This window comes from Lentisphaera profundi (assembly GCF_028728065.1).
Lineage (GTDB): Bacteria > Verrucomicrobiota > Lentisphaeria > Lentisphaerales > Lentisphaeraceae > Lentisphaera > Lentisphaera profundi.
Map to the genome: position 1 here is coordinate 816,885 of NZ_CP117811.1, position 11,996 is coordinate 828,880.

At 36.9% G+C, this 11,996-nt stretch carries 10 protein-coding genes; 4 read left to right on the forward strand and 6 right to left on the reverse strand.

From position 1 onward, the window contains the following. The first annotated feature begins 50 nt into the window (after nt 1-50). The 4 genes from PQO03_RS03425 (at nt 51) to PQO03_RS03440 (ending at nt 6,237) form a co-directional block, all read left to right on the forward strand. A complete protein-coding gene (locus PQO03_RS03425) occupies nt 51-1,094 on the forward strand; it encodes a TackOD1 domain-containing metal-binding protein (protein ID WP_274151136.1) in 1,044 nt (347 codons plus the stop codon). Next, nucleotides 1,084-3,753 (forward strand): TolB-like translocation protein, encoded by a 2,670-nt coding sequence (locus tag PQO03_RS03430; RefSeq protein ID WP_274151138.1) that lies wholly within the window; start codon nt 1,084-1,086, stop codon nt 3,751-3,753. The genes PQO03_RS03425 and PQO03_RS03430 overlap by 11 nt, the downstream gene beginning before the upstream one ends. A 76-nt stretch (nt 3,754-3,829) precedes the next feature. After that, nucleotides 3,830-4,927: an HlyD family secretion protein gene (locus PQO03_RS03435; RefSeq protein ID WP_274151140.1), complete on the forward strand. Its 1,098-nt coding sequence runs from the start codon at nt 3,830-3,832 to the stop codon at nt 4,925-4,927. Then, entirely contained in the window at nt 4,924-6,237 is a 1,314-nt protein-coding gene (locus PQO03_RS03440; protein ID WP_274151142.1) for a glycosyltransferase family 2 protein, read from the forward strand. Before PQO03_RS03435 ends, PQO03_RS03440 begins: the two co-directional genes overlap by 4 nt. Here PQO03_RS03440 and PQO03_RS03445 read toward each other — a convergent pair whose 3' ends face one another. From PQO03_RS03445 to PQO03_RS03470, 6 genes are read right to left on the reverse strand one after another with little or no spacing between them, the layout of a single operon-like run. After that, nucleotides 6,238-6,945, reverse strand: a complete 708-nt coding sequence (locus tag PQO03_RS03445; RefSeq protein ID WP_274151144.1) for a hypothetical protein — start codon at nt 6,943-6,945, stop codon at nt 6,238-6,240. After that, nucleotides 6,929-7,696, reverse strand: a complete 768-nt coding sequence (gene hisA, locus PQO03_RS03450; RefSeq protein ID WP_274151146.1) for a phosphoribosylformimino-5-aminoimidazole carboxamide ribotide isomerase — start codon at nt 7,694-7,696, stop codon at nt 6,929-6,931. The genes PQO03_RS03445 and hisA overlap by 17 nt, the downstream gene beginning before the upstream one ends. Further along, nucleotides 7,668-9,707, reverse strand: a complete 2,040-nt coding sequence (locus PQO03_RS03455) for a sensor histidine kinase (protein ID WP_274151148.1) — start codon at nt 9,705-9,707, stop codon at nt 7,668-7,670. Before PQO03_RS03455 ends, hisA begins: the two co-directional genes overlap by 29 nt. After that, entirely contained in the window at nt 9,704-10,537 is an 834-nt protein-coding gene (gene mutM / locus PQO03_RS03460; RefSeq protein WP_274151150.1) for a bifunctional DNA-formamidopyrimidine glycosylase/DNA-(apurinic or apyrimidinic site) lyase, read from the reverse strand. Before mutM ends, PQO03_RS03455 begins: the two co-directional genes overlap by 4 nt. A 9-nt stretch (nt 10,538-10,546) precedes the next feature. Continuing rightward, on the reverse strand, nt 10,547-11,002 hold the full coding sequence (locus PQO03_RS03465; protein ID WP_274151151.1) for a DUF4136 domain-containing protein: 456 nt from the start codon (nt 11,000-11,002) through the stop codon (nt 10,547-10,549). 50 nt (nt 11,003-11,052) lie between these two features. Next, the gene (locus PQO03_RS03470) at nt 11,053-11,880 is read right to left on the reverse strand and encodes a formylglycine-generating enzyme family protein (protein WP_274151153.1); all 828 of its coding nucleotides are present in this window, start codon (nt 11,878-11,880) and stop codon (nt 11,053-11,055) included. Between the last annotated feature and the right edge of the window lie 116 nt (nt 11,881-11,996).

Genomic DNA, 11,996 nt, shown 5'->3' on the forward strand with positions numbered 1-11,996 from the left:
GAATTACTTAGTATATTATTTGAATATATTAGGGGTATAAGAGTGAGATTATGTTGATAGATCAAAAAACAGAAGAGTTAGTGTTAAAAGCTTTGAGTTACTATGCGCAAGGTGGCGAAAATATAAAACCTTCGCGAGATATAAATTCTGATTGTGCCTATAGCTATACTGATTTCATTCAGAAATGTGAGGGGATAGCAGTTGATGGCTTCTTATTATTAGATGAATTAAGAGAAAGAGGTTTTTTACGAAAAATCATTAATGATCGACTTTTTCTATGTGATAAATGTAGTTCATGGCACATTAATTTACGAGAGGTATGCCCTGATTGTTCATCTCTTGATTGGAAACAAAAAAGACTCTATCATCACTTTAGTTGTGGATATGTGGGACTAGAAGATGAGTTTAAGGTACACAGTTATGCTGAGCTTCATTGTCCTAAATGTGAGCAAGTAATGCGCCATATAGGTTTAGATTATGAGAAACCCACACAATCTTTTTTCTGCTATACTTGTGAACACATTTTTGATGAACATCAAACAAAGTCTTTATGTATAAGTTGCGGTGAGCAAAGTGATCTCGAAAAAATGGAGTTAAAAGAAATTTACTCTTATCAACTGACGGCAAAAGCATATCAAGCAATTGAAAAAGGTAGTTTGAAAGAGACGAGTGTTGAAGACCTCATTAAAAATAAAGCTACGGAACTATATACCTATGATTTTTTAATATTTTTATTGGATCAGCAACGTCAAATTGCTCAAGAATGTGGAGATCATTTGACCGCATGTATTATTTCTGGTCCAGAAAATAGAGAGTTCATAGATTATACAAAAACTTTAATTAAACCTAGTTTTTTCTTATCAGAATGGAAAGGGTCTTTTATTATCGTAGCGAGTCGAGGACGCAGTAAAGATCACATAAAAGCATTTAAGATTTTATTAGATAACTTCCAAGAAATTAGAAAGCATTCATTAGTTGGATCTACTTTTGATTTTGAGCTAGAACTTGATGCAAATAAGCAATTCGATTTATTTTTACAGACAAGTGTGAGTGATCGATCTAAGTTTAAAGAGGGAGGGTTTTGTGAGAATTAGGCTTAGCCTTCTCTTCATTTCTATCTTGTTGGCATTTACCTCATGTCAACAAAATTTTAATTCAGATCGTAGTAATGTAAAAACAGAGCTCGATATTGAGTCTGAGGGCTGGAAGCAAGCCTTGACAAATATTAATACTTCTAGAGGTCAAAAGTACTATTATTTAGAAGAGGGGAAGCTCAATAGGTGGGAAGGAGTAGAGGATGTTCAACAACTAATATCGATAGTAAAAGAAAAAGAGCTCATTATTCTAGATTTATGGGATCGTAGAAATGAGGAGTGGCAGGTTGAGCAATTGGTTTATAAAGCAGAGCAGGATATAGAGGACTTTATAGCTTTAAAACATGAAGGTGTTTACCAAATTGCCAAAGTATACATTCAGCTTGAACCCTTAGCAAGCCCCCAAAGTACCTCCGAGCCCTCCGAGCCCTCCGAGCCCCAAAGTACAGCCAAAATTACTGCAATTAAATTTATAAGTTCCAGTCCGGGAAATAAAAGTTTTCCTGCCTATAACAAAGATAAGCAAGTTTTATTGTATAATGTAGTAGAGAAATCCAATAATATTGAAAAACTTGATTTAAATTCGGGCTTGACTAAGACTTTAATAAAGAATGGCTCTGGACCACGCTGGGTCGATGAGAACCAGTTTGTTTTTACCGATGAAAGCCAGACTCAAAGAGAGCTTTATTTAGCTAATTTGGAAGGTAAAAAAACTAAAGCAGATGAAAATCAAGTGAAGCTGGCTTTAGAAGTTGCGGATACTTATACTGGAAAAGCCTATTATGCATTGAAATTGAGTGAATTAAAAGAATATGAAACGGCCTCTTATAGCTCACTTAAAGACTTGTTGAGAGTCGTGAGTCAGAGGTCTCCACAAATCAAAGTGGCTAAACATGAAGCTTTGACGGTTTTGGCAGAATATTTTCTAGAAAGATACAATAAAGGACCAGACCTAGTCGTCGGAGCATCATACACAGGAGCTAGTAATTTGGCTACTGAAGAGGAAGAGCAGAGTGCAGGTGATTACAGTAGTTTAAATGATTTCATGAGGATTACTACAGGTCTTAACTTTACTGTGATTCCGAATCGGAAATTCAGGGAGTCATTTAGTGATTATAAACACTGGCGTTACGAAGAAGCTATACAAGTATTCTACCAAGCCGCAAATGATGAAATGTTTAGAACATTAAGTAATTTACATAAAATCATACATAAAAGATCTAAAATTCAAATATTAGAAACCATTATAAATACTTGTGATAAGAGTATGAAAAAATATACCAAGATGGAAAATATTACACTAGATGCACGTTCCAAAGTAGATTTTTTTAAAGATCAGAAAGCTTTTTATGAACGTCAACTCGTCTTGGAGGATACCGAACTACTGGCTGCTAGAGACCGCATTCGTCTCAGTTTGGATATGCCAGATAATCAAGAACTTAATTTAGCCTTACTCTCCCAGATTATACCTCCTGTAGAACTGAGGTCATTATTTGATTTATTAAATCACTCTGATCTTAATAATGCCTATCAACGACAGCTGTATTTTCAGATTATGCAGGCAGCTGCTGAAAGAGATATGGGACACCCTGTATATCGCAGAGATTATTTAAATCTACAAGTGAATTATGGATTTGGGATACATCATTGGGATAAAGTTATGGATGATTTTGTCAGTGTTTCAGCCAATACGATGGTGCCATTACGTTCGGAAGAATTACAGTTATCCTATAATCGCCAATGGACAAATCGTGTAAAATCACTTCGTTACCAACATGATCTTTCACAAAAAAATTCAAAAATAAAGATTACGGAGCTTTATAGAAAAATCAAAGGTTTTAAGAGTTATCATACGCAATTTCAGCATAACCTTTTAAATATGTATGATAAAATTCGACGCCAAGTAGCTCTGAACAAGCTAGGGAATTATTCAAAAAAAGAAATGGATGATTTGGACGAAGTTCATTTAGAATACCTCAATGGTCAATTAGAAGAAAGAGATGTAAGTGCGGAGGGAACTCAGAGTCATTTGGACTTATTAAGAGAGGTTGGTGACTTTCACATGTACCCTAAATGGTTTGCTGACTCAAGTAGAGATGAAGTAAGGGTTTTTCATGCCGCGAAGTTTAGCGACCTGAATAATGATTTACATATCTTTAAAAACAAAATAAAATCACTTAAAGATTTTGAGCGGTTTTATTTAATTCTAGAAACAAAAGATATGACGGAGAATGAATTAGAGATTCAATATGTGTATAAGAAAACTCTTGAAAAGAAGGGTGGGTTTATACCGACGTTTTATAATGATTCATCTTTAGAAAGTAAAATGAAAAAACTGATTGATTTACAAGATGATTCGAGAGCCTATTTCGATAAAGTTGGGCTTGTTTTTAAAAAAGAAAGTGAGATTAAAGCGGCTTTGGATTTATGTTTGGAGTACCTAGGGGAAAATCAAGAGCTACACCTATTTCTCCCTCAAGGTATAAAGTCTATTTATATTCCACCTGAGATAACTCAAAAGATAAATCTCTATTCAACTGACTATAGCAAAGCAAAGAAAAATGTATTAATACATGATTTTGAAATAAAAAAAATTAATGTTCTTTATAAAGAAAGAACTAATAAAACTAAGACAGGTACAGATGAACTTACGAACTAAGCATAAGGCAGCATCACCATACGTGATGCCGGCCTCTAAAAATTACGCGAAAAGTAAATTGTGGAAAAAAGTTCGTGTGCTCGCAATTATTAGTGTATTACTATTTTTTGCAATTTATTACTACTATCAAGCTTTTATCAGGATTGACGGTTTAGTTATTGTAGATTCAAATCAAATCACTCTTGAGAGTCCTGGTAAAGGAGTCGTTGAAAGCATGATTAAAATACGAGAATTTGAAGATATTAAAGAAGGGGAAAAGATAGCCGTTATTGGTTTACATGTTTCTGATGTTCTGACTCTCGATCAAGAAATTTCCTCTATTCAGGAAAAACTACTTAGTATTGACGAAGAAATTGAACGCCTTAAAACATCTAATATACGGGAAAGTATTAAGTTTTTACAGAAACTCAGAGATGTAGATAAAGAAATTGAAGCCGCTCGTTTAGAAACGGTCACTCTTAAGGCTAAAAAAATAACTCAGGATGAGCTATATAAAATTAGTGACTCAGAGCTTACTGGCGCGGCTAAACTTTATAAATTAGAAATTATTAATATTAATCAGTATAAAAAATTCCAAAAAGAAGCTTTGACATCTAAAAGTGATTTAAGTGAAGTCAATAATAGAATCGATTATTACGAAAACATTATTAAACATCTGAAACATAGAACGGAACTTTTGGGTAATGACAAAGAACAATACTTAGCAGAATATAATAAAGATGTTGAAAGTCAGATAAAAAAGCGGACTTTCTTAGAAAGTAAACTCAAAGAATATACGAGCTACGCAAATGGTAAGAGTAGGGCCTTAGAAATCTACTCGCCGATAAATGGACGAGTCCTGCAGAATCATATTACGACGGGAGATTCATTAACTGAAGGAAGTCAATTAATTACTCTTTATCGTCCTGAGGTAATGGAACTTAGGGTTTATGTAGAAGAACGCTACATGGATAGGCTTAAGCCAAGTTCCCGTGCAATTGTTAAAATTTTTGATAAAAAATTTGAAACTAAAATATTACGGATTAATAAAGTAATAACTCATTCACCAAGAGAATTAAGGGGGCGTCGTCTCGTTCCTGAAGATCGCTATTATTTCACTGTAGATTTAGTGACAGATAATTTACCAGAAGGCTTGTTTCCAGGTAAAACTGGAAGGGTTATTTTTAAACAATGATGGACTCAATCAGTTTTCTATTTGTTGATGTATGGTTTTACATTACACAGCAATTTCAGACTAGAGAAGCTTTTGATTGGGTACTTTTTTTCTTTCCTTTTGTAGCTCTGATCGAGGGACCTCGTTATATAATTCCAATTTTTGTACTTCCTATAATGAGGGCCTTTGGTTTGCGTGGAGAAAATAAATTTTTGCAAAAAGAGTTTTTACGAAGTAATCCTCGAGTCAGTATTATTGTTGCGGGACGTAATGAGGAAGCGATCATTGGACGGACAATAGATTCTCTTTTAGAACTTCCCTATGAAAACAAAGAAATTATTGTCATAGATGATGCAAGTGATGATAATATGTACAGCGTTTGTCTGCCCTATGCAAAGAAAGGTCTTATCCGCCTCTTTAAGAATGAAAGTCAAATGGGCCGTACAGGCAGGCCCGTGGCCTCAAACTTAGGCCTAAAAATGTCTACAGGTGAATTTATCATTAGTGTCGATGCCGATACGAGTTATGATCGTGATACTATCGAGCGCATGGTAGGCCCCTTTTATGATCCTGAAGTCGGAGGGGTTGCAGGTAATTTAAAAGCACGAAATGCTGGAGAGAGTATTTGGGCCGACTTTCAGGCTCTTGAATACATGATCTCCATTGGTTTATGGAAACGTTGGACAAGTATGATTGGAGCTACTACACAGGCCTCAGGCGCCTTTGGTTCCTTCCGCAAAAAAGCATTATTGGACTTTGGAGGTTGGGACCCCGAATTAGCGGAAGATGCAGACTTAACTTTAAAAGTAATTAAAAATGGTTGGAAAATAACATTCTCACCACATGCCGTGGCCATGACATCCGTGCCAGCAGATTTAAAAACTCTTGTTAGCCAGCGAGTTCGTTGGGACAAGGGATCGATTCGAACATACTTTCATAAACACGCGAATATTTTTCGTTTTTGGAAATTTGGTTTTAATCATTTTATTGAGTTGGGCCAAGAATTTTTGATATTTTATGTGGCCACTTTAATTTACCCTTTCTATATCATTTACATGTTAATAAATGATTGGAAATTTTTTCTGTTTGCGTATTGTTTTGCTTATTGTTTATATTCAATTATCAGCTTTTTCTCGATCTTGGTATCAGTTAGTTTTAGTGAAAGAAAACACGAAGAATGGTGGATGCTATGGTATGCCCCCATTTACCCCTTTTACAAAGAGGTTTTTCGTTGGGTACGTTTACGTGCATGTATTGAAGAGACGTTCAGGTTGGATTATCAAGAAGGTTATATACCAGAATCTGGTTATAAAAATTCCGAAAAATGGTAATTAGAGTACTAACTTTTGATATTCGGGGATCTCAGGGAGTTTGACTGTAGTCTCTTCGACAGTCAAACGGCAAAAGTAGATTTCTTGGCTTAGACGTTTCATCTCTTCAAAGCCACAGTCTTTGATATCGACACCTAAGCGGGTCCAAGTAAACTGATTTACATCAAATTTCAATTCTTCGGCGGCATCATATAAACAGGATTTTAAACGTACGGGACAATGATAGATTAATTGCTTGCATTGACTATATGTATCAGTTGATAGGCGTTCAATAATCTCATCAAAAAAAGCTTCAGATTCACGTAAGCGGAGTCTAGAGCCATAACGTGATTTACCTTTTGTTTTCAGATGGTTGAGTTGAGATTTCCCCTGCTTCTTTCGAACCATGTATTTTCGTATGTTTTTATGCTCAAGAACTTTGCCATCTTCAAAAATACCGATAGCGGCGCGTCCACTCTCCATGAGTAAAACAATGTATTTAGGAATGTCTAAACTTAAAGTATGCTCTTCAAGGTATGACCAGAGGGGTTCTTGTTTTTTTGGAGTCGGGTAAAATGCTGGCAAACGAAGAGTGAAAATCTTCTGATCCGCTTCTTTACATTCAAAACTATGTTTTTCAGGGTCGCCTAAAATTAATAAGCCCGTTTTTGCGAGTTCCGCCAAAAAGTCAGGGCATAAATGATGCTGGAATTTATGAAGTCGGCTCATAGCTTTTATTAAAGTTTACTGCATCATTATATTTGATTTGCGTGCCTCCAAAAATATCTAAGGCACTGCCAATGGTCAAATGAACTCGGTTGTTACTTATTTGAGTGATTTGCTCAAGATCGTGCATAGATTTTGCGCCCCCCGCATAAGTTGAAATCAAGGGGGATTTATCAGCTAAAAGCTTGACTAGGGACATGTCTACGCCCTTGCACATGCCTTCTACATCTACCGCATGGATGAGGAATTCATCACAGTATTGAGAAAAGAAATCTAAGCTTTCTTCATTGAGTTCGGTTTCAGTGAATTTTGTCCAGCGGTCAGTAACAATCCAGTATTTGTCATCTTTTATACGGCAAGATAGGTCAAGGATAAGCTTGTCTTTACCTGTGATTTTCACTAAAGTATCGAGTTTGCTTTGATCAAATTTCCCATTGGAAAAAACATGTGAAGTTACAATCAAATGTGAAGCACCTTGATCTAGCCAGTAAGAAGCATTTTGGTCGTTGATGCCTCCACCAATTTGTAAACCACCAGACCAAGTATTTAAGGCCGCTTTTGCAGCTTCATCATTACCAGGGCCAAGCTTGATGACATGACCACCTAGCAATTGATCGGCTTTGTAGAGCTTTGCGTAATACGCAGAATTGTTTTCTGAAACAAAATTAGTATCAGGAGCTTCTGAATCATCAAGAGTTCCTCCGACAATTTGTTTTACTTGGCCATTATGAAGGTCTATGCAAGGTCTGAACATTTTCTATATCCATATCGTATCGTGTTATATTTTCTTGACTCGGGGCATTGTATAAGGGGAGGAAAATAAAGAATTCAGTCCCTTTATCCACTTCGCTTTTAAGGTGTAACCAGCCATTGTGGCTTGCGGCAGTACCATAAACCATAGAGAGTCCCATACCTGTCCCTTTACCAATAGGTTTGGTAGTGAAAAAAGGCTCGAAAACTTGTTCAATAACTTCTTGTGGGATGCCGGTACCATTGTCTTTGACTCTGACACAACAGTAGTTATCAGCTCTTAATTCATCGGCGGCATGTTCCCATCCGGGCATATCTTCGTAAGCTATTTCACATCGAATTGTTATTTTTGCGGAGGCCTGATCTTCTAGTGCATCACGAGCATTAATGAGTAAATTCAAAATCATTTGCTCAAGTTGTGTGCGGTCACCACGAATATAAATGGGATCAGGAGCATTAAGTAATTTGATTTTAATTTTTTGAGCACAGCTAGGCTTAAATAATTCCCAGCTAGAATTGAGGACATCTTCAATCTTAAGTTTTTTAAGTTCGAAATTACCTTTCTTAGCAAAACTTAATAATTTAGAAGTTAGGTCGGACGCACGTCCAACGGCATAGCGGATATTACCGACGACACGTTCTTTTTCACTCGCAGTTGACTTATTGTCAAAAGAATCAAGAGAGCCTTGGATAGAGTGCAGTAAATTATTGAAGTCGTGGGCAACACCACCAGCTAATCGTCCTACAGATTCAAGCCTCTGAAGGTGAGAGACTTGATTAGTTAATTGATCCCTCTGGTGAGTTAATTTATGACGGCTAGTAGTTTCACGCCCTGTCATTAAGATGAGTTTAGTTTTACCTGCATATAAAATAGAGGCAATAAAATCGACAGAAATGAATTCGTTTTCACTTGTTTTTATGATAGCCTCAAAGTTAAAATCTCGCATGTCAGGCATGTTTTTAGTGCCTTGCCAGATATCTTCAAAAGATAAGCGCTTTTCTAAAATATCTTCGAAGGCATCATCTGAGCATCGGTCTCTATCTAAAAGTGTCTCATTCATATGAGTTTCTTGGAGTTGATTAAAAGGGTGCCCTGTTCTAGTTATAAGCCTTTTATTAACATCAGTAGGGAAGCCTTTGGAATTTACCAAAAAGATTAGGTCGGGGCTATTTTCAACAAATAACGCAAAGCGTCCTTCCCAATCTCGTGAGTGTTGAGTAATTAAGTTTCCGTAAGAATATGTACTTAACACCGCTCTTAAGAAATCCATTGGGTTACGCTCTTCATCTTCCTTTTTACCGTATTCATTGAGTCTTAGATAAATAGTAACGATGACACTAAGCCATATAATGATGAAAGCTCTAGATATGAAAAGCTGATTCATTTTGAGCCAGAATTGGTCCGAGTGATAATTAGAAATTAGACTGTAAACATAGGTGTCTACTACTTGTGTTAAGAGGAAAGAAATTACCACACTAAAATAAGTTCCGAAATTACGATTTTTAAAAATTTGAAAAACCACAGGTAAAACTAATAAATCAGCAATAATAGCTCCTAGTGAAGCCGCGGTATTAATTCGAATTTTCTCAAAAAAGTCAAAATAAAACTGACGCTTGTCAGTGTCAACAATAAAGCCAAACCATTGAGTTTGTGTTTGGCTAATGGTATTGAGGAGATAAAAACTTCCTGAAACAACTACTGCAGCGACTGTCAAACGTTGAGCTGCAATGGGTCCATCTAAGGTATAAGTAATGAGTAGTGAGGTCATGAATGTCGTGAGTAATAATGCAGAAGATACATTCATTTGAATATCTAAGAACTCATAAGATAGGCTGATGTCCGCAGCATTAATGAGTTGAGCAAAAACGAGAATGAAACTTACCACCATATAATAAGAAGTAAGTCCGATGACTTTTCGCAAGGAATGCATCGAAATGATTAATACGGCAAGAAAAGTAAGCTCTAAAAAACAAAGACTAAGAGCAGGAAGCATCTCTGTGAAATGATTACTCATTTTTGACAACCAGGGCAATAGAAGCTTGAACGTCCAGTTTGTACTACTCTTTTGATTACTTTATCACATGTAGTACATTTTTTGCCATTACGGCCATAGACATTGAGTTGTTGGTGGAACCAGCCTTCACTGCCATCTGGAGCCTGGAAATCAATGATAGTGGTACCTCCTGCAGCAATGGCTTGTTGCAGAACTTCTTGGCTATGGCTAATTAAATTATGGCAGTCTTTTTTTGTGAGTTTTTGCGTTTTTCGCAAAGGAGATATACCGCATCTAAATAGAGTTTCGCTTGCATATATATTGCCAATACCACAAACTGTTTTTGGATCCATGATAAAGCCTTTGACCGCTTTAGTTTTATTCCGAGATAGATTCCATAAGTAAGCTTGATTGAACGCGTCATCAAAAGGTTCAGGGCCTAAATGCGCTAAAGCTTGAGGATCATCATCTTTATTTAAAGGAGCAGTAATCATTCGAAATTCACCAAAGCGTCTGGGATCACAGTAACGAAGATCTTGAGTGCCATCACCCAATAACACACTGATGTGTTCGTGTTTTTTCCTGGCTTCAGTACTTGGGCATAGGCGCCAACTACCAGTCATGCCTAAATGGGAAAGTATCCATTTGTTATTATCGAGTTCGAAAATCAGGTATTTTGATCTTCGCTTTAAGCGGATGATTTTTGTACCAATGAAAGCATTGTTAAATAATTCTTCGTCCAGTTTTTGGCGTAAGCCTGCAGTAAAAAAATGACAGGCTTTAATTATTTTTCCTTGCAAATGTGGGGCAAGGGCATTTTTAACAGTTTCTACTTCGGGAAGTTCAGGCATGAGCTAAAATTATTTTGCAGAGAGATTAGGGGGGAAATTCAGGAGCATTTCACCAATAATCTGGTCAAATTTTTCTTGGGAGAAAGTTATAGCATTGAAGCCATAGGCAGTTGATTGCCAGATGACCTCATTTTTCTTTGAATCGACAAATTCAAGAACGAAGTAACGTTCTTGGCTCTCAACAAAATAGAAGTCCGTGCCCGCATAGTAACTACGATGATACATACCACCGCGAGCTGTAACCATACGTTCGTTGGTCACTATTTGATAACGTGGTTTAATGACAAGGTCTGCTGGATCACCAGCAGATGCCTTGGGTTTAAATACTAAGTCCTTTCTTTCAAGGCCGTCTATAAGCGACTTCTCGAGTCGTTGCCTATTTAAGCTTTTGCTTTTTACGCTAGCAACAAAGGAAAAGTTTTTGTATGAAGAGAAGTCGACTCCCGGTTGAAAGTCGAACTTCACTGAGCTACACGAGCTAAAAAGAACTAAGCTTAGTATTAAAACTATTGGTTTCATTTTTTGCTAAGTGGCTCGCCTAGAACTATTCTAAAACCTAATACAAAATACTTAGAGTCAGGAGGATTGATGAAACGAGCAGATGGACGGCAAGCCGCCGGATCTAAAAGCCAGCAGCCGCCCTTAGCGATCTTATTTGCACCATCTTTATTGAATGGATTGATGGCATCATCAACATCAACTTTTTGTAGTTGGTGAGCAGGGTTTTCATAGTACTCAAGTTCTTGGAAGTCACAGCCGTCCATGACCCATTCCCAAACATTGCCTTGCATGTCGTAAAAACCCCAGTTATTGGGTTCTTTTGTGCCGACGACATGAGCACGTTCATTTGAGTTTTTAAAGTACCATGAAATTGTTTCAATATCTTCAACAAAATCTTCGTCTGAACCACCACGGCAGACGTATTCCCACTCAGCTTCAGTAGGTAGACGGTAGACGTAAGGCTCAGGTAAGCGTCCGGCTTCACGTTCAACTTCAGTAAGTTTTTTGCAAAAGGAGACAGCGTTATCCCAACTGACTTTCTCTACAGGATAGCTAGGTGCACCTTCATGATCTTTAAACATACTAGGATTTTTTTTGATGACTTCCTGATACTGATACTCAGTGATCGGGTGGAGGCTCATCCAGAAAGAACGAGTCATGTGTACACGATGGCGTGGGCGTTCGTTTACGTGGCCATCATCTTTACCCTTGTAGTATGAACCGGGTAAGATTTTTTTCATCTGAATTTCAACACTTTCCATCTCAAAGAAATCACCAAAGTCATCTCTTGGGTAATCATCAACAATTGAAGGGCCAATTGGACCGATATTTTCTAGTTCCATAATTCTCTATTTAATCCTGTTTTATTTTGAATTTTGCACACTTTAGCATGAATTAGAAGCAAACCAAATTTCTTAATCGTAATTTAATCAAGTTGAAGGCTTACCCTGTGTAATAA